Raw genomic sequence first — 22,318 nt, 5'->3', positions numbered from 1 at the left:
CTACTGATAAACGTCTGTTATGCTGAGCGAAGTCGAAGCATCTCTACCTCTGACTAATCATTGCCAATGCAACAAAGCGGTAGAGATGCTTCGACTTCGCTCAGCATGACCATCAGTAGTAAAAGATCTTTACCACATACCCGTATGACCATTTCCGACCTGCGCCGGCGCGGCCTGATTCTGTTCGAGGCCATCAGCGGCAGCCGCGCCTACGGCACCGATTTGCCCCACTCCGATACCGACCTGAAAGGCGTATTCATCCTGCCCGAAACCGAGTTCTACGGCCTCGACTACGTGCCGCAGGTGGCCAACGACACCAACGATGAGGTGTTTTATGAGCTGCGCCGCTTCGTGGAGCTGCTGCTCAAAAGCAACCCCACGGTGCTGGAGCTGCTGGGCACGCCCCCGGATTGCGTGGTGTACCGGCACCCGCTGATCGCGGCGTTTCGGGCCGAGAACTTCCTCTCGAAGCTGTGTCGCCAGAGCTTTGCCGAGTACGCCGTGGCCCAGATCCGGAAGGCGCGGGGGCTGAACAAGAAAATCAACCACCCCGAGCCGCCCCAGCGCAAATCGGTGCTGGATTTCTGCTACGTGACGGTGGGCGCGGGGGCCCAGCCGGTGGCGGCCTGGCTGGCCCGTAAAGGATACGAGGGCGCGCAGTGTGGGCTGGCCAACGTAAATCACCTCAACGATTTATACGCCGTGTTCGTGGACGATACGCCGGACCGCCGCCACGGCTACCGGGGGCTGGTGCGCGACCCGGAAACCTCTCAGGACGTGCTGCTCTCGGCCGTGCCGAAAGGGGAGGAGCCCGTGGCGTACCTGAGCTTTAACCGCAACGGCTACAGCACCTACTGCCGGGTGTACCGCGAGTACCAGGAGTGGGAGCAGAAGCGCAACCCCGAGCGGTTCCAGAACACCGTGCAGCACGGCAAAAACTACGACGCCAAAAACATGCTGCACGTGTTCCGGCTCCTGCGTATGGCCGAGGAAATTGCCAGAGAAGGGCAAATCCACGTCCGCCGCCCCGACCGGGAGTTTCTGCTGCAAATCCGCCGCGGCGAGTTCAGCTACGAAGAGCTGGTGACGGAAGCCGAAGCTTTGGTAGTGCGGGTAGAAGAAGCTTTTACGGCTTCCGCGCTGCCCGAAGCGCCCGACAAAGCTGCCGCCGAGCAGCTATTGGTAAACACGCGCCGGGCCTGGTACGCGCAGCTTTAGAGCATGTTTGGGCTTTTACATTTGGGTCATGCTTCGACTCCGCTCAGCATGACGTTTTAAAGAAGTTTTTACGAAATCCAATAAGCTCAGGGTCTCCAAAAAGCAGAACCGGCCGCTCCACCCGAAGGCAGAGCGGCCGGAACCGGAAAATGCAATAGGCGCAGGCGGCCGATTAGTGTGTGGTGTAGCGAGTAGAGCGGCGCGTAGTTTGCGCAGGCGCTTTGGCCTTGCGGCGCAGGTTGAAGAAGCCGGGCTTCTTGGCTTTCTTACGGCCTTTGTAGGTCTTGTACACGGGCCGGTGGGTGAAGATGCGGCCTTTCATTTTGGCCTTGGCATAAGCACTAGGGCGGGCAGCCTCTACCGACTGGGAAGCACCACTCACAAACAGTAGCGCGCAAACTAACAGCAGAATCCGGAACATGGGAGAGAAGTGAAAAGGTGAAACATGCTTGCCCCCCATAACCCAAGGACCAGGCCAGAAATTGTGTGAGGCCTGGGTAAATGGTATTCCAGCTAGGAAACTTGTGTTCTTTTTAGGTTAGGTAATCCGTTGAAAACCTGATTCTTCGAGAATAAGCCAAGTTTTTTTCGCAAGCCGAAAAAAAAGTGAAGTGTGGAATGCGGCTTCCCGTGGCATCAGCTATCAGGTACGCCTATCCCACCGTTATGCTTTCATCGTTACGCCCGCTTATCCTGGGGCTACTGTTGCTGCCCATTTACAGTTTTGCCCAGCAACGCCTGGCCACGGCCCGCCAGCAGAGCTACCTGACCAAGGTTTTCCGCCTGACCGACGCCCAGACGCGCCACCTCTACGAACACTCGCTCACGGCCGTGCAGGACGCCTACTTCGCCCAGCCCGTCGACTCCTTCCCGACGAGCCAGCCCGACAGCCTAAGCCGGGCCCGGGTGGCAGCCCTGCCGGCCGGCTACTACCTGGTGGCCCACACCGAAGGGCCCGAGCTGGTGTACTGGCTGCACACCCGTACCGGCCGCCAACTCACCGTCATCACCAACCAGCAGGATTTGAGCGTGGTGGTGCAGGATAGTCTGGGTCGGATGCTGCCCGATGCCCGCCTGACCTTGCCCCGGGGCCGCCTCGTGCCCTTCGACGCTGCCACCCAAACCTACCGCCTGGCCGGCCGCACCAGCCGCCCGGGGCTGCTGGCCGTCACCCACGGCGGGCGCACCACGTTTCACGTGCTGGAGCAGCAGCTGCCGTACCGGCCGGCCGGACGTAGGGCCCTGAGTTGGCGTGGGGCGTACCAGCGGGTGGTGTTCGGCTTTCCGCTGGGGCTCCTCACGCGGCCCGCGCGGAAGCTGTTTCGGGAGCTGCACTACGCTTCCAACGTCAGCACCGGCCCCATCGGGCTGCTGCGCTCCATCTTCAACCCCGACGTGCGCGAGGAGCGCCAAGACCGGCGCACGGAGCGGCGGGGCAAAAAGTGGCGGGCTTACCTGGTGCTGAGCAAGCCCCGCTACCGTCCCACGGCCGACACCCTGCGCCTGAAGGCCCGCATCCTGCACCGCGCCGGCTGGCCTTACCGCCGCCCCCTGGAGCTGTACCTGCAGGCCGACCAGGACCGTACGCCGCGCCGCCTGGCTTTGCTCCGGCCCGTGCGTCCCGGCTCCTACGAGTTCGAGCTGGAACGCCTCAACACCCTCCAGCTGCGCGCCGACCAGGACGTGCGCTTGCGGCTGCAGCAGCCGGGAAAAAACGGCGAAACTCTGGCGCAAGCCTCATTCCGGCTGGAAGACTATGAGCTCAAAAACACCCGCTATACCCTGCGACCGGCCGAAGTTACCCACCGGGCCGGTACTACGCAGGCCCTGTACCTGCGCGGGCAGGATGCCAACGAGCTGAACCTGCTCGATGCCCGCGTGCGCCTGAGTGTGACGCCCCTGACCGTGGGCCATTTTCCCGGCCGGCAGGTGTTTGTGCCCGATACGCTCTGGACGCGCGCCCAGCCCCTGGACGCCGCCGGCGAAACCCGCCTCAACCTGCCGCCCTCTGCTTTGCCCACCGCTAACCTCCGCTACCAGGTGCACGCCGAGTTCCGGAACGCCGACCAGGAGCGCCGCACCCAAACTACCCAAGTGGAGTATGCCCTGGAAAGCGGGGAGCTGCAGCTTCTGCTGCGCCAGGACTCGGTAATTGCCCGCTTTCCCGGCGGCACCCCCGGCCCGGCCCGCCTCGAAACCACCCGCCGCGACCCGGAAAAGAACCTGGTTTCTACGTTGGAAACTGTGCAGTTGCCCCTGGCCCGGCCCGTGGACGCCCGCGCCACCCGCTACCAGCTGACTACTGCCGCCGGCCGCTCGGCTTTGCTGAACCTCGACGAAGACAACGCTGATTTAGTGCTGCGCTCCGACCGCACTTCAGACTTCCTGCACCTGCTGGTGGAGAACCCGCGCCGCCTGCCCTTCTGGTACTACCTATACCGCGCCAATGACCTGATGCGCCGGGAGTACACCACCGCGCTGAAACTGGACTTGGCCGCGCCCACGCCGGAAATTTGGTATGTGTCGCTGCACTACTTCTGGGGTGGGGAGCTGCGCACGGCCGAGTACAATGTGGCGTTGCCCCAGCATCAGCTCTCCATCGAAGCCGAGCAGCCTGAGGTTGTATACCCGGGGCAGAAAGTGAGTTTGCGCTACACCGTGCGCGACGGGGCTGGCCGCCCCGTGCCCGGGGCCGACCTTACGGCCTACGCCTACACCAGCAAGTTTGAGGTGGCTAACGCCCCCGCGCTGCCTGATTTCGAGCCGGCGGTGGTGGGCCGGGTAGCCCTTCGGCGGTTTGCCCTGGGGGCCCGGTTTGAGAATCAGGCTGATGAGCCTACCCGCCGGCCCTTGCCCTGGGGCGCCTGGCGCCAGCGCCTCGGCCTCGACTCCCTGCGCTTTTACCAGTTTCTGTACCCCGCGTACGGCACGTTCCATGAGTACCAGCCGGCCCCGGGCGGCATCACCCAGGTGGCGCCGTTTGTGGTAGACTCGGGGCGAGTGCAGCCCACCGTGGCCGTGTACGTGGATGGGCACCCGGTGTACGTGGCGGCCGTGAACGGGGACGAGCCGTTTGCCCTGGTGGCCGACAGTGGCTACCATACCATCACCGTGCGCACGCCCACCCAGCGCATCAGTTTGCGGGAAGTGTACCTGCGCCCCCTGCACAAGCTCATCCTCAGCCTCGACCCCAACCACCCGTGCCGGGAGCTGACGGTGGAAATCCCCGGACCCTTGTCGGAAACCGAGCGGGAGGAGCTGGCGCGCTTTCTGGTGCTCATCGACCGCAACAGCTACCAGGAGCAGGTGCTGCTGCGCCAGGGCCGCCGCCTACAGGTGCTGGGCACCGGCCAGCCCTACCAGCCCAACCGCCCCTATCAATATTACCGTCAAAACGAGCTGCTACACGTGGGTGGCCCTTTCCTGCCCGACTCGGTGCTGCTGCGCCGCTCCGATGGGCTCTGGCGCAAGTTTCTGCATGAGCCGGGCTACCGCTACACCTTCACCCGGGATTTGCTGAAGATGCGCACCGTTTCGGCGGAGCGCTACCCGGATCTGCGTCAGTCCATCCAATTCCCGCAATTGCCCTTTACTGACTTTGCGTATACCGAAGCCGACCTGCGCCCCCGGCCCGCTACGTCCTTCTACCAGGGCCCGCAGCCTGAGCCGCTGCTGCCGGTGCCGACCAGCACCCCCGCTGGCCAGGGCCTACTGGAAGTGCGCCTGCCAACCAGTTCAATGCGCCAGTACTACTCCCCGCGGGTGCTCTACACCTTGCTCACCCAGCCCGCCAAACCTGCGTTCCGCCGCCTGCACCGGCAGCTGCCCACCCCGCTGCATGCCCTGGCTCCGGGCCGCTACCGCCTGGCCTTACTGCTGGCCGATAGCACGTTGCTCGCGCCTAACGCCGAGGTGCTGATACAGGCTAACGGCACCACCTACGTGCAGCTCGATTCCCTGGATAAGCTAACTGCTGGCCCAGCCCGCCAGCGCTTATTGCGCGTGATGCGAGAAGAAATCCGCCGTAATCTGCCCGCCCCGGCGAAACCTGGCGTGCTCGATTCGGCAAGTGCGCGGCGGCAGGTGGTAACAACCATCCCGGTGAAGCCCCAGCCCGACTGGTACATCGTGCGCGGGCAGGTCACGAGCCACCATTCAGGGGAGGGGCTACCTGGTGTAACGGTGCTGCTCAAAGGAACCACCCACGGCGCAAGCACGAATGCGGACGGCAGCTTTACCCTGGCCGTACCGCCAAATGGTAGCGTGCTGCAATTTTTCAGTATTGGGTTTGTATCGGTTGAGCGCCGGGTGGACAGTCAGGATATTCAGGTAGCACTGAACGAGGACACCAAGCAACTGAGTGAGGTAGTCGTAACTGGCTTCGGGACCACTAAAGTAGATGGCAGGACGCTGACCGTGGAAAGCGCCTCGGTAGCACAAGCGGTTTCCGGTAAGGTAGCCGGGGTGAGTATTAGCACTGCTATAGACGGGCAGACGGTGATTCGGATTCGGGGAGCCAGCAGCGTAATCGGGGGCGGTGAACCGCTTTTTATTGTGGATGGGCTGCCGATGAGTGGACCCTTGAAAAATCTGCGGCCCGAGGATATTGCCAAGACGAGCGTCCTGAAAGGGGAGTCGGCAGTGGCCATGTATGGCTCCCGGGCGGCCAACGGCGTGATTATCATCACCACCAAAAGCGGGTTTAACGGCCGGCCGGCGGCGAGTATGCAGGACGGTCCCGCCCTGGGGCCCGACGGCCTGCCCGTGTCCGGCACGCGCGACCCGCGCCTAGCCCTGCGCCGCCGCTTTTCCGACGTAGGCTGGTGGCGTCCCACCCTCGTCACCGACGCCCGCGGGGAGGCCAGCACCCAGGTCATCATCCCCGACGACATCACCGGCTGGGACACCTTCGTGCTGGCTTCCGACGACCACGCCCGCACCGGTACCTTCACCCAGCGCCTGCGCTCCTTCAAGGCCCTGATGGGCGAGCTGGCAGCCCCGCGCTTCCTGCTCCAGGGCGACCGGCCCCAGGTTATCGGCAAAACTCTGAACTACCTGCCCGATACTGCCCAGGTGACCACCAGCTTCCAGGTAGGGGCGGGGCCGGTGCGCACCCAGCGGCACCGCGTGGCCACAGCCTGGCTCGACACGCTTACCTTCACGGCGCCCACTGATGCCGATTCCGTGGCCGTGCGCTTCAGCCTAACCCAGCCCAACGGCTACCAGGACGGGGAACTGCGCCAGCTGCCGGTGCTGCCCGTGGGTACCCGCGAGCGGGTGGGCTCCTTTGCTGTGCTTACCACCGCCGATACCACGCTCACCTTCCCCGCGCGCCCCGAGCTGGGACCCGTGACGGTGCGCCTGGAAAATAGCCCCTTGCCCGTGGTATTCGAGGAAATCCGCCACGTGTTGGGCTACGACTACCTCTGCAACGAGCAGGCGGCCTCCAAGCTGCTGGCCCTTTTGCTGGAGCAGCGCCTGCGCGAAGGGTTGGATCAACCCTTCCGGGGTGGGCGCGACGTGCAGCAGCTGATCCGTCATCTGCTGCGTGGGCGGCACCAGCCCGAGGGGTTGTGGGGCACCTGGCCGGCCTCGCCCGTCAGCGCCTGGGCTACCCTGCACGTGGTAGACGCTTTGTTGCAGGCCGAAAAGCAGGGCTATAAAGTTGCCCTCGACAAAGACCCGCTCCGCCGCTACCTGCTCACCCAGCTTGACGAGGCCTTTGCCGATGCCGCTGTCCGCCAAAACCTGCGTGAATCGGTCCCCGGTGCCTTTTTTAGCTCCCCCGACGACCGGATCCGGCTGCTCCAGCTGCTGCACGACCTCGGCGCCCAGCCCGACTTTCCGGCCCTGGTGCAGCGCCTGGAGCGGGAGCAGCGCGGCCGCCAGCCCCTGGACCGGTACCTGGCCCTCACCAACCTGCGGCAGCAGCTGGGCTTGCCCTACCAACTCGATACCCTGCGCCGCTACCGCCTCCGCTCGGAGTTGGGCGGGGTGTTTTTTGTCGATACCCTGTACCAGGGCACCTTCTACCGCTATCTGCTGCCCGACCGCCTGGGTAATACGCTGCTGGCATACCGCCTGCTGCGGGCCCGCGGCGGGCAGGAACAGGAGTTGCTGCGCATCCGCACGTATCTGCTAGAGCAGCGCAGCTTTGGGGGCCACTGGGCCAGCACCTACGAGGCCGCCCAGATTCTGGCTACCATTGGTCCCGAGCTGGTGGTGCCGGCCAGTGGCGGTTTGCTGGCGCGGGCTCAGCTTAGCGGCGGCCTCACGCAGGAAGTCGGGCAGTTTCCGTTTGAAACCACGGTGCCCGCCACTGCCGGACTGCTCACGCTCCGCAAGCAAGGCGGCCTGCCGGTGTATGCCACGGCTTACCAGACCTTCTGGAACCCGGCTCCGGCGGCAGTGGCTACGCCTTTTACCGTGCGCACGCGCCTGGCCGGGCAGGAGGGAAGCAGCATCCGGTTGAAAGCCGGACAGCCCACCGAGCTGGAAGTGACGGTAGACGTGCCGGCCGAGGCCCGCTACGTGCTGCTGGAAGTGCCCATTCCGGCCGGTTGCTCCTACAGGGAGAAAACCACTGGCAACAGCCTTGAAGTACACTGGGAGTATCTGCGTCACCAGGTGGGCATCTTCATCGACGTACTGCCGGTGGGCCGCCACACGTTCCGCATTGCCCTGCAGCCGCGCTACCGGGGCCGCTACACCCTCAACCCCGCCAAAGCCGAGCTGATGTACTTCCCCACCCGCTTCGGCCGCTCCGCCAGCAAGCAGGCACAGATTGATTAACTGGAACTGCCTTGCTAGCCATGTCATGCTGAGCGAAGTCGAAGCATCTCTACCGCTTCGTTGAATGAGGCAGACGAAGTGGTAGAGATGCTTCGACTTCGCTCAGCATGACGTTCTGGATGGGAATAGATACCAGCTGAATATCGGTTAGCCAAGAGAAAACAACATCTTTACCCCCCGCTAGCTGCTTTATCCTTCCCCTGCAATGGCTGACCTGACAACTCTCGAAACCCAAATCCGTGCGGCGCTGCTGGGCCTGGCCGTGGGCGACGCCCTGGGCGTGCCCGTGGAATTCCAGAGCCGGGCCGCCCGCCGCCAGGACCCTGTGGTAGTCATGCGCGCCTACGGCACCCACAACCAACCCGCGGGCACTTGGTCCGACGATGCCTCGCTCACGTTTTGCCTGGCGGAGAGTCTGTGTCGCGGCTACGATCTAGGGGATTTAAGTCGCCGCTTTATCAATTGGTATGAGCACGGCTATTGGACGCCTCATGGTCATGTCTTCGATGTAGGCGTAGCTACCTCTGAGGCAATCCGGCGTCTTAGCCGGGGGACGTCGCCACTGCTGGCGGGCGGCAATGATGAGTATAGCAACGGCAACGGCTCCCTTATGCGGATTCTTCCGCTGGCCTTCTGGATGCAACCTTTAACCTTGGTGGAGCGGTTTCGGCTTTCGCTTGAGGTATCGAGCCTAACTCATGCCCATACACGCTCTATACTGGCTTGCTTCATCTACCTGGAACTGGCTCGGCAACTGCTGAGTGGCCTTGATAAGCATGCGGCCTACAAGGCCATGCAGCAGGAGGTAAATGAGTTTGCCCATACGGAACCTGCATTGCTAGCCGAATTGCCACGCTTTCACCGCATCCTCGAAAACCCGCAAGCCGACTATGAGATATTGTCTCTGATTCGGTACCGAGAAGATGAAATCAGTGGTTCCGGCTACGTGCTGCACACCCTGGAAGCCGCGCTCTGGTGCCTGCTCCGCTACGACACGTACGCCGAAACCGTGCTGGCTGCCGTCAACCTCGGCGATGATACCGACACGACCGGCGCCGTGACGGGCGGCCTGGCCGGGCTGTACTATGGCGAAGCGGCTATTCCGCCGGAGTGGCTCCAGGTGCTGGCCCGCCGCGCCGATATCGAGGACCTGGCCCGCCGCATGGCCCATGCCGTCAGCGCGGAGTAGGCGCTATTTTAGCTCCTGCACCCAGACGTTGCGGAAGGAGATGGGCGCACTTGGGTCGCCGTGGGCCTGGAGCTTGATGGGCGCGGCGCCGTGGGGCTCGTACTGGGGCGGACCGATGTAGCGCGTAGGGCCCGCCAGGGCCACGTTTTTCTGCACCGCTACGCCGTTGAACTTCACCGTTACGCGGGCCGGCGTAAGCACGGTGCCGTCGGGCTTGAAGGTGGGGGCCAGCCACAGCACGTCGTACGACTGCCACTCGCCGGGCTTGCGGCCGGGGTTGGCCAGCGGAATGCGCTGCTTGTAGATGCTGCCGGCCATGCCGTTCACGTAGGTCGGGTTCTGGTGGGGGTCAAGAATCTGCAGCTCGTAGCCCAGGTCGCCTTTGCCCAGGGAAGCCAGAAACACGCCGCTGTTGCCGCGCACCTGGCCTTCGCCGGTAATGCCGGCCGGCACGCGCCACTCCAGGTGCAGGCGGTAGCTGCCGAAGGTGCGCTGGGTTTCGATGTTGCCTTTCGACTTGTCCACGGTCAGCACCCCATCGGCCACCGTCCACTGCGCGGGCTGGGTACGGTCATCCGCCGACACCCACTCGCTCAGGCTTTTGCCATCGAACAGCACAAGGGCGCCGGCCGGGGGCGGGGTGGTTTTCAGCTTGCCGCGCACGGTTTTCGGGACCGGCTTCCACACTTCGGTGTCCTCCGGCTTGCCGGTTTGCTGGGCGTGGACCGTCATGGATAAGCCGAGGAGGGCAGCAGTCAGGAATAGGAATTTCATGGGAGTTGAAAGCAAGAACGGTGTAGATACGCAAGCTCTGGTGCTTTGTCGTTGTTAAACTGATACCATGTAGAATAAGTAAGAGAGCCGGGTCCAGAATCGTCAGTAATAACTAGAACGTCCTGCTGAGCTTGCCGAAGCATCTCTACCGCTGCTTCGTTCGAATACTGCCACAACGAAGCGGTAGAGATGCTTCGGCAAGCTCAGCATGACGCGCAATATGGTTTTGAACAGTCACAACCTCAGCAACGAGGAGGCGCGAATTGATGCGTCTCTTACGCCATTTGCTAGTGTTCAAACGTCGCAGAGCTGCACGGCTTGGCGCAGGGAAGCCAGCTTGTCGGGCTGTGTGGGAATGAACTCCTGGGCCACGTAGCCTTTGAAGCCAGTGGCTTGGATGGCGCGCATGATGGCGGGGTAGTTCAGCTCCTGGGCATCGTTCAGCTCGTGGCGACCAGGCACGCCGGCCGTGTGGTAGTGGGCAATGTAGGGGTGAAACTCGGTAAGGGTGCGGATGACGTCACCCTCGTTGATTTGCATGTGGTAGATGTCGTAGAGCAGCTTGAAGTGCTCGGAGCCCAGCCGCTTGGCCAGCTCCACGCCCCAGGCAGTCCGGTCGCACTGGTAGTCCGGGTGGTCGATTTTGCTGTTGAGCAGCTCCATCACCAGCACCACGTTGTGCTGCTCGGCCAGCTTCAGCAGCGGCTTCAGGCCAGCCACGCAGTTTGCCCAGCCCTGCTCGTCGGTCTTGCCCCGGCGGCTGCCGCTAAAGCAGATCAGGTTGCGGTAGCTGGCCTTGGCTACCTGCGGAATCAGCTCAGTGTACTGCTTTTGCAGGCGGGCGTGAAACTGCGGGTCGTTGAAGCCGTCGGTGAGGTTGATTTCCGCCCCGTTGCACATAGGCGAGTCCAAGCCGTACTTCTTCAGCGTAGGCCAGTCCTGCGGCCCAACCAGATCAATGCCCCGGATGCCCATTTCCTTGGCCGCGGCGCAGAGCTGCTCCAGCGGCAGGTCGGCGAAGCACCAGCGGCACACCGAGTGGCGGATATTTCCTTTCAGAGCGGCGGGCATGGCGGTTAGTTTCTCAGCTGGCGCGGCAGCCCCGGCCAGACCGAGGGTACCCACAGCGGCGGTGCTGGTGAGCAGGCCTTTGAGGGCCGCACGGCGGTTCCAGGTGGCAGCCATGCCTAGCTGGCGTTGGCCAAACGGGTAGTGGCATCAATGCCGGCTGCCTCAGTGGAAGCAGGAGCGGCGTTGCGCTCCTTGAACAGGAGCAGGAACAGCATCAGCACGGCGCCAGCAATACCGGCCGGAATCAGCCAGATCATGCGCCAGTCGTGCGTGCCGGCCGAGAGCTGGTAGCTGTCGAAGATGCGGCCCGAGAGCAGCGTGCCGATCAGCATGCCCACACCGTAGGTAGCCAGCGTGATAAAGCCCTGGGCCGAGCTTTTGAACTGCTCACCGGCCAGGTTGTCGGTGTAAATCTGGCCCGTCACGAAGAAGAAATCGTAGCAGATGCCGTGTAGCACGATGCCCGCAATCAGCAGCCAGTAGCCGCTTTCCCCGTTGCCGTAGGCGAAGCACACGTAGCGCAAGACCCAGGCCGCCATGCCAATAGCCAGCATCTTCTTCACGCCCAGCTTGCTGAAAAACAGCGGAATGGCCAGCATAAACAGCAGCTCCGACACTTGCCCCAGGCTCTGCACCCCGGCGGCGGCTTTCATGCCTACTTCATTCAGGAAGGGGTTGGTGAAGCCGTAGTAGAAGGCTAGCGGAATGCAGATGGCAATGGAGGCCAGGAAAAATGTGAGGTAGGAGCGGTTTTTCAGCATGCCAATGGCGTCGAGCCCCAGCAAGCTGCCCACGGAGCTAGACTGGCCTTTCTTAACGGGTGGCGTGGCCGGCAGCGTGAAGCTGAATACGCCCAGCAGGGCCGAGGCCCCGGCCGCCATCAGGAAGGTGGATTGGAGGCTGTTGCTTTGTTCCCAGTTCAGCCACCCAATGGTGAGGCCGGCCACAATCCAGCCCAGCGTGCCCAGCACCCGGATGGGGGCAAACTCCTTCTGCGGGTTCTGCATCTGCCGGAAAGCAATGGAGTTCACCAAGGCCAGCGTGGGCATATACAAGATCATGTAGGTAAGGATGTTGGGGTAGAAGCTGCTAAAATCCGGGGCCTGGGAGGCGCGCCACAGCAGCACTGCTCCGGCCAGGTGCAGCACGCCCAGGATTTTCTGGGCCGAGAAAAACCGGTCGGCAATGAGTCCCACAATAAACGGTGCCACAATAGCCCCGATGGATTGCGTCAAAAACGCCACACCCACCTGTGTGCCCGAGGCTCCCAGGTTGCGCAGCAAATACGTGCCCAGCGTGACAAACCACGCGCCCCAGATGAAGAACTCCAGGAACATCATGAGGGACAGTTTTACCCGGATTGTAGAAGTCATGAGCAAGTGGGAATTGGAGGTTGGGAGTGGGGTCGTATTAAGTAGAACGTCAATTCGATAGACCGTCATTCCGAGCGAAGCCGAGGAATCTCGCGTGCTGACGTTGCCAAACTATATGTCATGCCGAGCGGAGTCGAAGCATCTCTACCGCTTCGTAGAGCGACTCCAACGAAGCGGTAGAAATGCTTCGACTCCGCTCAACATGACGTGCTGGGTTCGTGCTGATGCAGTTCTTACTTCAGACTCAGAATATAGCGGGTCATTTCCTCGGCATCTTTCTGGGAAAGGCCGGGGTGGGGCGTCATGGCAACGTCCCCCCAGTTGCCGCTGCCGCCGGTTATGATCTTCTTGGCCAGCATGCTCACGTTGGCCTCCGTGGCGGGGTATTTGGCGGCCACATCTTTGTAGGCCGGTCCCAGCAGCTTCTCGGCTTCGCGGTGGCAGCTGGCGCAGTCGGCCGATTGGATGAGCTTAGCCCCGCCGGCTACTGCTCCGCCCGTGGGCGCCGTCCCGATTTTGGTGGCGTTGGTGTCTACCTGGGGCTGGCGGGCCACGGCGCTGATGTTGGCACCGGTGGTGCTGTCCTGGGCCGGCACGGTTTCATCGGCCAACGTGTAGGATTCCTTGGCGGCAGGCTTGTCGGATTCGGAGCTGCACGAAGCCAAGCTGGCGCAGAGCGTTAAGAGTAGAAACGCGTTTTTCATGGGTGAGTCGGATGAGTTAGAAGCCGAGCAGGCTGTTGTTGCGGGCCGCGTCGACGCCGGAAGCGGCAAAGTCGTCGAATACCTTGTCGGTGACGCGGATGATGTGGTTTTGAATGAAAGGCGCGCCTTCGCGGGCTCCGTCTTCAGGGTGCTTGAGGGCACATTCCCACTCCAGCACGGCCCAGCCGGGGTAGTCGTACTGGGTGAGCTTGCTGAAAATGGCTTTGAAATTTACCTGCCCGTCGCCGAGGGAGCGGAAGCGGCCGGCACGGTCGGCCCAGCCTTGGTAGCCCCCGTACACGCCATGGCGGCCTGTGGGATTAAACTCGGCATCCTTCACGTGGAAGGCCCGGATCCGCTCGTGGTAGATGTCGATGTACTCCAGATAGTCCAGGCACTGTAGCACGAAGTGCGAAGGGTCGTAGAGCAGGCAGGCGCGCGGATGGTGGTCTACTTTGTCCAAGAACATTTCGTAGCTCACACCATCGTGCAGGTCCTCGCCGGGGTGGATTTCGTAGCACACGTCCACGCCGCACTCGTCAAACACATCCAGAATGGGCCGCCAGCGGCGCGCCAGCTCCGTAAAGCCCGTTTCCACGAGGCCGGCCGGGCGCTGGGGCCAGGGGTACACGTAGGGCCAGAGCAGCGCCCCACTGAACGTGGCGTGGGCCGTAAGCCCCAGCCGTTGGGAGGCCTGCGCGGCATACTTGAGCTGCTGCACGGCCCACTGCTGCCGGGCGGCGGGGTTGCCGCGCACTTCCTCGGGCGCGAAGCCGTCGAATAGCTGGTCGTACACGGGATTTACGGCCACCAGCTGGCCCTGCAAGTGGGTGGATAGCTCGGTGATTTCCAGACCAGCCGCCTGCACCGTACCGCGCAGCTCGTCGGCGTAGGTCTGGCTTTCGGCGGCCAGCTTCAGGTCGATAAAGCGGCTGTCCAGCGTGGGGAGTTGCACGCCTTCATAGCCCAGACCGGCGGCCCACTCACAAATGTTGGCGAGGCTGTTGAACGGGGCCTGGTCGCCGATGAACTGGGCCAGAAAAATGCCGGGTCCTTTGATGGTTTTCATTTTGAGAGCTTAGAGCAGAGAACTAAGAGCTTAGAAATTAGGTCTTTTTGCTTGAACTGAGTCTGAACTCTAAGGTCTTTGCTCTAAGCTCTCAATAGCCGGGAAATCCGTCCACTTCTGCGCGGAGCGGCCTGAGGCAATGACGTTTTCAATGAAGGCCATACCCCGCACCCCATCCTCAATACCAGGAAAGTCCAGAGCTTCGGGTGGGGCAGGTTGGCCGGTTTGCTCGGCCAGCAGGGTCAAAGCGAAGTTGCGGTAGAGGTTGGCAAAGGCCTCAAGGTAGCCCTCGGGGTGGCCGGCCGGAATGCGGCTGTTGTGGCGAGCAGCAGCGCTAAGGTAGCCCGCGCCCGTGCGCCGGATTTCGGTGGGCCGGTCCAGCCACTTTACCAGCAGGGTGTTGGCGTCGGCCTGCTGCCAGTCGAGGCCGCCTTTTTCCCCGTAGATGCGCAGACGCAGGTTGTTTTCCTCGCCGGCCGCTACCTGGGTAGCCACCAGCACCCCGCTGGCCCCGCCCGTGAGGCGCAGCAGCACAGCCCCGTCGTCGTCCAGCTGGCGGCCGGGCACCACGGTGTTGATGTCGGCGCAGAGCTGCGTGACCTGCAGGCCGCTCACGTATTCCAGCAGGTTGAAGGCGTGGGTGCCAATGTCGCCCATGGAACCGGCCACGCCGCTGCGGGCGGGGTCGGTGCGCCAGGCGGCCTGCTTGTTGCTGCCGCCTTCCTCAAAGTTGCTCAGCCAGCCCTGCGGATACTCCACGTACACCTTGCGGATGGTGCCCAGCGCCCCGGAGGCCGCCAGCTGGCGGGCTTCCTTGAGCATGGGGTAGCCGGTGTACGTGTGCGTGAGGCAGAGCCGGCGGCCGGTGGCTTCTACTACCTGCTGCAGCTCCTTGGCTTCCTCCAGGGAAAACGTCATCGGCTTGTCCAGCACCACGTCGAACCCGCTTTCCAAAGCCAGCTTGGCCGGCGCAAAGTGCAGGTGATTGGGCGTGACGATGCTGATGACCTGCACCCGCTCGTCGGCCGGGCGCTGGGCTTCCTGGGCAATCAGCTCCTGGTAGGAGCCGTACACCCGCTCGGGGGCCAGGCCCAGCTCCTGCCCGGTAGCCCGGGACGTGTCAGGGTTGCTGCTGAAGGCACCGGCGGTTAGCGCATACAGGCCATCCAGGGCGGCGGCCATGCGGTGCACCGCCCCGATGAACGCGCCCTGCCCCCCGCCAATCATGCCCAGTCGTAGTTTCATTCGGTTATGGGTTTGTTATGTAGGAACGTCATGCTGAGCTTGTCGAAGCATCTCGCGTGCGTCGTCGGGCCATAGCGCTAGCCGCCTCACCCCAACCCCTCTCCGAAAAAGAGAGGGGCTCTAACTCCAGTTCTAGAAAGCTAAAAACTAGTGCCTCCTCTCCTTTTCGGAGAGGGGGGCTAGGGGGTGAGGCGCTATCAAGTAGTTGCCCAGGCCCGGTCGCCCTTTTTGTAGGGCACGCAGCCGTCGTACTTGCCGGGAACGGGCAGGTAACGGAGGGCTTTGGTAGCGCCTGCTTCGGAGGTGAAGTACCCCAGCAAGGTGAGCTCCTTGATCATGCGGAAGTAGTGGTTGGGCGCTTCCGGGGTTTTGGTTTTGGCGTAGCTTTTCTGCTCCGCGTCCAGGGCCGTGAGCAGGGCCGTGCGCTGGGTGGCGTCCAAAGCCAGGAAACCCTTGCTGTACTTCTGCTTGGCGGCGTCTTCCAGCTTGGTGAGGCCTTGCTTGAACACCTGCTGGTCGTCGGGGCGGTAACAGTCGCGCACCATCACGGCCATAAAGCTGCCCACGTCGGCGGCCTTGGCCCCGGGTGACTTGGTGGGCGGCAGAATGGTGTCGCCCACTTCGTTGAGGTAGGCTATTTGCTCGGCGTTGAGCACGGCCGGCAGCTCTTTGGGCGCGGCCGCCGGGGGCGTTTTCGCCGTGGATTTTTCTTCGCTGGGGGAGGAGCAGCTGCTCAGGAAATAGTCGCCCCCGATAACGGCTCCGCCCATCAGCAGCGCTACGCGGGCCAGGGCATCACGTCGGTTCATCATCATCGGTAGGGGTTAGAGGTTTTGTTTTTTCAGCTCACCCACGGCGTGGTCCACGGCGCGGGCTGTGAGGGCCAGGTAAGTCAGGGAGGGGTTCTGGCAGGCCGAGGACGTCATGCAGGCCCCGTCGGTGACGTACACGTTGGGGGCGTCCCACACCTGGTTGTGGGCATTCAGCACCGAGGTTTTGGGGTCGCGGCCCATGCGGGCGGTGCCCATTTCGTGGATGCCGCCGCCCAGGTTGTAGCCGTTGTTGTAGGTGCGCACGTTTTTCAGGCCCGCTTTCTCCAGCATTTCCTGGCCGTCCTGCATCATGTCGATGCGCATCTTCTGCTCATTTTCCCGGATGGTCGCGTCGATGGCCAGCACGGGCAGGCCCCACTTGTCCTTCTTGGTTTTGTCGAGGTAGGTGCGGTTGTCGTGGTAGGGCAGGGTTTCGCCGAAAGCGCCCAGGCCCATGGTCCAGCCACCGGGTTCCGACAGCGCATCCTTGAAGTCGCCGCCGATGCTCATTTCGGCAATGTCGCGGCTCCAGCCTTCCCGGCCGGCCCCACCTTGGTAGCCGAAGCCCCGGATATAGTCGCGCTTGTCCCCGAACAAATTGCGGAAGCGCGGCACGTAAATGCCGTTGGCGCGGCGGCCGTACACGTATTTGTCCTCGTAGCCGGGCATGTCGCCGTAAGCGCCTACCCGGAAGTGGTGGTCCATCAGGTTGTGGCCCAGCTCCCCGCTGCTGCTGCCCAGGCCCTCAGGCCACACGTCGGTGGCCGAGTTCATCAGCACCCAGGCCGAGTTCAGCGTGGAGGCATTCAGGAAGATGATTTTGGCGTAGTACTCGTAGGTCTGGTTGGTTTCGGCGTCCAGCACTTCCACGCCCTTGGCCCGCTTGGTGTCCTTGTCGTAGAGAATTTTGGTGACGATGGAAAACGGCCGTAGCGTGAGGTTGCCCGTGGCCATAGCTGCCGGCAGCGTGGCCGACTGCGTGCTGAAGTAGGCCCCAAACGGGCAGCCCAGCCAGCACTTGTTGCGGTACTGGCAGTTCACGCGGTTGTGGTGGGGCTTGGTGATGTTGGCCGTGCGCCCAATCACCATGTGACGGTCCTTGAAGTTTTTGCGGATGCGGGCGGCCACGTCCTTTTCCACGCAGTTCATTTCCATGGGCGGCATAAACTCGCCGTCGGGGAGCTGGGGCAGGCCGTCCCGGTTGCCGCTGATGCCCGCAAACTTCTCGGCGTGGCTGTACCAGGGCGCCAGCTCCTTGTAGCGAATGGGCCAGTCCACGGCAATGCCGTCCTTAGCGTTGGCCTCGAAATCGTACTCGCTCCAGCGGTAGCTCTGTCGGCCCCACATCAGGGAGCGGCCGCCCACCTGGTAGCCCCGGAACCAGTCGAAGGGCTTCACCTCCACGTAGGGGCTTTCCTTCTCGTTAGCCCAGAAATCCAGGTTGCTTTCGTTGAGGGTATAGTCGCGGCTTAGCACCGGGTAGTCCTTCACCATCTGCTCGGTTTTGCCGCCGCGGTGGGCAAACTCCCAGGGGTTCTTATTGGCATTCACGTAGTCCTTGATGTGCTCTACGTTGCGGCCCCGCTCCAGCATGATGGTTTTCAGGCCTTTCTCGGTCAGCTCCTTGGCAGCCATGCCGCCCGAAATGCCGGACCCGATGACGATGGCGTCATAGGTGTTCTTTTCCATAAGAAATAGGTGGGAATGGTAGTTGCTAGTTACTGGTTGTTAGTTGTCGGACGGTAGATTTTCGCCGATACCTAACAACTGACAACCAGTAACTTACAATTAGATGAGGTTGCGCTTTATGTGCGTGATGCTTTGCTGAATGCTGTCGAAGGGCGAGCCGGGCGTTTGGTCCTGCTCCACGAAGAAGTGCTTGAGGCCCGCCAGCTTGGCCTGGGCGAAGATGCGCTTGAAGTCGATGCTGCCGTTGCCCACTTCGGTGAAGTTTTGCTGGGGCGTCTTGTCCATGTCCTTCACGTGCCAGAGCGGGAAGCGGCCGGGGTTCTGCTTGAACAGCTCTACCGGGTCGTGGCCGGCCTTGGTGGCCCAGTAGAGGTCCAACTCCATCTGCACCAGGCTCTTGTCGGTTTCCTTGAGCAGCACGCCGTAGGGTAGCTGGCCGTTCTGGGCCGCAAACTCGAAGTCGTGGTTGTGGTAAGCCATCTGGATACCGGCCTTTTTGCACCGTTCCCCGGCCTTGTTCAGGCGCTCGGCCAGCAGCTTGTAGTGGTCGAGGTTGCCGCGCTCCGACTCGGTTAGCCAGGCGCACACCATGTACTTGATGCCGACCTGGGCGGCATCGTCTACGGCCTTGTCCCAGCCGTGCAGGATGGTGCCCTGGGTGGGCTGGCCGTTGTTTTCCTGCTCCCCCAGCAGGTAGTGGCTGCTGGGCATCTTCAGGCCGTTCTGCTTGAGCACCTTGGCAAAAGCAGCCGGCTCCATGCCGTAGAATTTCTGGTTGCCGGTGTAGGTGGCGCCTTCCATACAGGTGTAGCCGAGCTTGGCTACGCGGGCCAGCGTGGCGGCCGGGTCCTGCTGCATGGCGTCGCGCACGGTGTACAGCTGCAGGCCGATATTTTTTTTGGAAGAAGCCAGCAGCTCCGGGCTGAGCAGGACGCCCGCCGAGAGCAGCGCGGCGGACTTAACAAATGTGCGGCGGGAATTCATGCGGCAGATTTAAGGAAGAGTAGAAGCCAAAGCTCCATTTCTCCGCTTCTGCGCTTATGCAGCAATTACCCCGCACGTGTGCATACTCAACAATGAGGGTGAAATAGTTATTAGTCAGTGAATTAAATTTATCGTATTGCTTGGAAATAGCCCTGTTCTATCAGTTTTTGAACGCTTGACGCACAATTCTTCAAGCAGAATCAGCCAACCGACGCGCCCGGAACTCGGAGGGCGACACCTGGTAGCGGGCCTTAAAGCTGTTAGAGAAATATGAGTGCGAGGTATAGCCCACTTCGTAAGCCACGGCCGTAATCGTGAGCTTATCGTCGAGCAGCAGCTCGCGGGCTTTGCGTAGGCGCACGAGCTGAATGTAGTCGGTTACGCTGGTGCCCAATACAGCTTTTACTTTGCGGTAGAGCTGGGTGCGCGAGAAGCCCAGGGCCTGGGCCAGTTCCTCCACGGTCAGGTCAGTGCGGGTCAGGTCGGCTTCTATCCGGGCTGTCAGCGCCTGCAGGAAGGCCTGGTCGGGGTCGGGCGCAGGAGCGGCCGAATTGGGTGCCGCCTGGCCTGCGGCGCCCAGCTGCCGGCGCGTGTGCTCGTGCTGGCGGGCACGGTTGGCCAGCAGGGTATGAATGCTTTCGAGCAGGAAGGTGGGGTTGAAGGGCTTGGTCAGGTACACGTCGGCCCCGGCCTGCACGCCCTCCACCTGCTGCTCGGGCGCGGTACGAGCGGTGAGCAGAATAACGGGTACGTGCGAGGTGCGCCAGTCGGCCCGCAGCTGCGCCACTACCTCCAGCCCGCTCAGGCCGGGCATCATCACGTCGCACACAATCAGGTCGGGAATCAGCTCCTGGGCCAGCTGCAGGCCGGTAGTACCATCGGCCGCCGTTTGCACGCGGAAGTGAGACTGTAGCTTGCGGGCTACAAACTCGTTCACGTCGGCATTGTCCTCAATCACCAGCACCAGCGGCTCCTGCCCGGCCACTGCCTGCGCATCCAGGGCCTCGACGGGGAAAGCCTGCGGCTCGTCCAGCGTCAGCGTTTCGGGCGGGGCGGTCGTGGTACGCAGGGCCGCCGGCAGCTCACGCGGGAGCGTGACAATGAACGTGCTGCCCTGGCCCACCTGGCTACTGAACGTGAGGTTTCCCTGGTGCAGCCGCACCAGCCCTTGGGCCAAGGCCAGCCCCATGCCCGAGCCTTTGGCCGTAGCCGGCTGCTCGCCCTGGTAAAACCACTCGAAGATGTGCGGGCTATCCTGGGGCCGGATGCCACGCCCGGTGTCGGCTACTTCCACTTGGAGCGAACTGCCGTCATCGGCGGGCCGCACGCGCACCGTAATCTGGCCGCCGGCGGGCGTATATTTCAGGGCATTGGAAAGCAGGTTGAAAAAGACCTTGTCCAGCACGTTGCGGTCGAGCCAGCTTGGCAGCCGCGCCTCGGCTGGTTGAAACCGGAGGGACACCTGCTGCACCCGGGCCGCCGGCTCAAAGGTTTCTACCAGCTCCCGCACGAAGGCCACTAGGTCGTCTTCCCGCGCCTGTACGGCCATTTTGCCCACTTCAATCTTCCGAAAATCAAGCAGTTGGTTAACTAACTGTAGCAGGCGCTGGGTGTTGCGGCGCACCAAGCCTAGGTCGTGGCGGTGGGAGGGTAGTAGCGCGGTGCTATGGGAGCCGGTTAGCATTTCCTCTACCGGGCCCATAATTAGGGTGAGCGGGGTGCGCAGCTCGTGGGAAAAGTTGGTGAAGAAGCGCAGCTTGGCTTCGGTTTCTACCCGAGCCTGCTCGGCTAGCTCCGCAATCTGGTTGCGCTGGGCCCGGATTTCCTCGTTCTGGGTGCTGAGCTGGCGGTTGATGACGTCGTTGGCCTCATTCTGCCGCACCAGCTCTTGGTTAATGACGTCGTTGGCTTCGTTCTGCCGGGCCAGCTCCCGGTTGATGCGCCGGTTGATGCGGGCGGCCCGCCAGGCGCTAGCCCCCAGCACCACGGCCGCCAGCAGCGTGGCCAGCAGCCCATACAGCACTGTGCGCTGGCTGGCGTAGGTGGCCTGCAAGGTGCGCAGCAGCAGCTGTTGCTGCTCAATGCCAGCCTGCTGACTGGCCACTTTGGTGGCTTGCTGCTGCAAGGTCAGCACGTTCACCGAGTCGATAACGATAGTGCCCAAGATGTTTTCCCGCTCGTAGGCCTGGTGGTAGAGAATCTTCAGGGCCACCCGAATGGCTTCCTCCCCGCCGGGCGAAAAAAAGAGCGAAGCCGTAGCGCGGCCCTGCTGTACCATCTCCATTCCGTTGTCTGGTCCCGGCAGGCCATCTACCCCAATAATGCGGATATCCTTCCGGCCCAGCCGCTGGCATACCTCGTAGGCGCCCTGGGCCATCAGGTCGCTGTGCGCGAAAATCAGGTTGGTTTCGGGGTGGGCCTGCAGGAGCTTGGTCAGGGGCGGCTGCAGGGCGGTAGCACCCCAGTCGCCCACTACTTCGCCCACCACGCGCATGTCTGGGTATGCCCGCAGGGCCTGAGTGAAGCCCTCATGCCGCTGCACCGAAACGGAGGAGGCAGCGCCGACAACTTCCACTATCCGGCCTCGTTGCCGCAGCCGGAGGGCGGCGTAGCGGGCGGCAGCGGCCCCCACGCCGGTGTTGTCGCCACCTACGTAGGCTGCGTAGTGGGGAGAGGTGGTGCGGCGGTCCAGCAAAATCACGGGCACCCCGCGCCGGTAAGCTTCCTCAATGGCCGTCGACAGGGCGTGTTCCTCGTTAGGTGCCACAATAAGCACATCGGCGCCGGCATCCAGCAAATCATGAATCTGCTGCTGCTGCTGGCGGCTGTTGCCCTGCGCGTCGCGCGTCAGAAACTGAATATCCGGGTGAAAGGTCAACTCCCGCTGCATGCCGGCCAGCATGGCCTGGCGCCAGTCGCCGGCACTTATGCTTTGCGAAAACGCGATGCGGTAGGTGGGCGACGAAGCCGGAGCGCAGGCGGCCAATGACCCCAGCAGGCTCACCAGCATCAGGAGACGACGTAAGCGGCTGGGGTGAAACAAGTGGATAGCGGTTGATACCAATAGCCGGGCTGTACCTGCCGGCAACCTTCTCACCAAAGATAGGGAAAAGGTGAAGGGCCAAGCTGCAAAATGAAAAAGCCCCAGCATCCGGGGATACTGGGGCTTTTAGCGGTCCGGACGGGACTCGAACCCGCGACCTCCGCCGTGACAGGGCGGCATTCTAACCGACTGAACTACCGAACCAAGGTAGACTTGCACTACAAAAAGCCAGCTGCTTTCCGGTGAAGTGGTGCAAAGGTAGGAGGAGTTTTTGATTTCCAAACACTGAAAAGCGTCCTGGCTGCGTAAAAACCCCGCTTTTCAAGCTAGCCGCTTGGTTTCAAAGCGAATAGCA

The 22,318-nt window shown here is 62.5% G+C and carries 14 protein-coding genes and 1 tRNA gene; 3 read left to right on the top strand and 12 right to left on the bottom strand.

Annotated elements, in window-relative coordinates; all coding sequences use genetic code 11:
* Positions 1–144 precede the first annotated feature (144 nt).
* A complete protein-coding gene (locus HER32_RS01720; protein WP_168680033.1) occupies positions 145–1,218 on the top strand; it encodes a DNA polymerase beta superfamily protein in 1,074 nt (357 codons plus the stop codon).
* A 172-nt stretch (positions 1,219–1,390) separates the two neighbouring features.
* On the opposite strand, the gene HER32_RS01715 is transcribed toward HER32_RS01720, so the two are convergent.
* Positions 1,391–1,639 (bottom strand): hypothetical protein, encoded by a 249-nt coding sequence (locus HER32_RS01715; protein ID WP_149072297.1) that lies wholly within the window; start codon positions 1,637–1,639, stop codon positions 1,391–1,393.
* A gap of 245 nt (positions 1,640–1,884) precedes the next feature.
* Here HER32_RS01715 and HER32_RS01710 point away from each other — a divergent pair, with 245 nt between their 5' ends.
* Positions 1,885–8,010: a carboxypeptidase-like regulatory domain-containing protein gene (locus tag HER32_RS01710; protein WP_168680031.1), complete on the top strand. Its 6,126-nt coding sequence runs from the start codon at positions 1,885–1,887 to the stop codon at positions 8,008–8,010.
* A gap of 205 nt (positions 8,011–8,215) precedes the next feature.
* The gene (locus tag HER32_RS01705) at positions 8,216–9,199 is read left to right on the top strand and encodes an ADP-ribosylglycohydrolase family protein (protein ID WP_168680023.1); all 984 of its coding nucleotides are present in this window, start codon (positions 8,216–8,218) and stop codon (positions 9,197–9,199) included.
* Between the two features lie 3 nt (positions 9,200–9,202).
* Here HER32_RS01705 and HER32_RS01700 read toward each other — a convergent pair whose 3' ends face one another.
* The 11 genes from HER32_RS01700 to HER32_RS01650 all read right to left on the bottom strand — a co-directional run bounded on the left by HER32_RS01700 (position 9,203) and on the right by HER32_RS01650 (position 22,167).
* Entirely contained in the window at positions 9,203–9,973 is a 771-nt protein-coding gene (locus tag HER32_RS01700) for a DUF1080 domain-containing protein (RefSeq protein WP_168680020.1), read from the bottom strand.
* A gap of 294 nt (positions 9,974–10,267) precedes the next feature.
* Complete coding sequence (locus tag HER32_RS01695; protein WP_168680017.1) at positions 10,268–11,158, bottom strand: hydroxypyruvate isomerase family protein; 891 nt, start codon at positions 11,156–11,158, stop codon at positions 10,268–10,270.
* Positions 11,159–11,160: 2 nt separating this feature from the next.
* Positions 11,161–12,417, bottom strand: a complete 1,257-nt coding sequence (locus HER32_RS01690; protein ID WP_168680015.1) for a nucleoside permease — start codon at positions 12,415–12,417, stop codon at positions 11,161–11,163.
* Positions 12,418–12,650: 233 nt separating this feature from the next.
* On the bottom strand, positions 12,651–13,121 hold the full coding sequence (locus HER32_RS01685) for a c-type cytochrome (RefSeq protein ID WP_168680013.1): 471 nt from the start codon (positions 13,119–13,121) through the stop codon (positions 12,651–12,653).
* A 16-nt stretch (positions 13,122–13,137) separates the two neighbouring features.
* Positions 13,138–14,190 (bottom strand): sugar phosphate isomerase/epimerase family protein, encoded by a 1,053-nt coding sequence (locus HER32_RS01680; protein ID WP_168680011.1) that lies wholly within the window; start codon positions 14,188–14,190, stop codon positions 13,138–13,140.
* A gap of 69 nt (positions 14,191–14,259) precedes the next feature.
* Positions 14,260–15,435: a Gfo/Idh/MocA family protein gene (locus HER32_RS01675; protein ID WP_197748856.1), complete on the bottom strand. Its 1,176-nt coding sequence runs from the start codon at positions 15,433–15,435 to the stop codon at positions 14,260–14,262.
* 197 nt (positions 15,436–15,632) lie between these two features.
* Entirely contained in the window at positions 15,633–16,250 is a 618-nt protein-coding gene (locus HER32_RS01670) for a gluconate 2-dehydrogenase subunit 3 family protein (protein WP_232066337.1), read from the bottom strand.
* Positions 16,251–16,259: 9 nt separating this feature from the next.
* Entirely contained in the window at positions 16,260–17,936 is a 1,677-nt protein-coding gene (locus HER32_RS01665) for a GMC oxidoreductase (RefSeq protein WP_168680009.1), read from the bottom strand.
* Positions 17,937–18,035: 99 nt separating this feature from the next.
* Entirely contained in the window at positions 18,036–18,920 is an 885-nt protein-coding gene (locus HER32_RS01660; RefSeq protein ID WP_168680008.1) for a sugar phosphate isomerase/epimerase family protein, read from the bottom strand.
* Between the two features lie 190 nt (positions 18,921–19,110).
* The gene (locus HER32_RS01655; protein ID WP_168680006.1) at positions 19,111–21,984 is read right to left on the bottom strand and encodes a substrate-binding domain-containing protein; all 2,874 of its coding nucleotides are present in this window, start codon (positions 21,982–21,984) and stop codon (positions 19,111–19,113) included.
* Positions 21,985–22,093: 109 nt separating this feature from the next.
* Positions 22,094–22,167 (bottom strand) — tRNA-Asp (locus HER32_RS01650).
* Positions 22,168–22,318 lie beyond the last annotated feature (151 nt).

This window comes from Hymenobacter sp. BT18 (assembly GCF_012273015.1).
In the GTDB taxonomy this organism is placed as follows: domain Bacteria; phylum Bacteroidota; class Bacteroidia; order Cytophagales; family Hymenobacteraceae; genus Hymenobacter; species Hymenobacter lutimineralis.
Note: the sequence above shows the minus strand (reverse complement) of the source record. Positions and strands in the feature narration are given on the sequence as shown.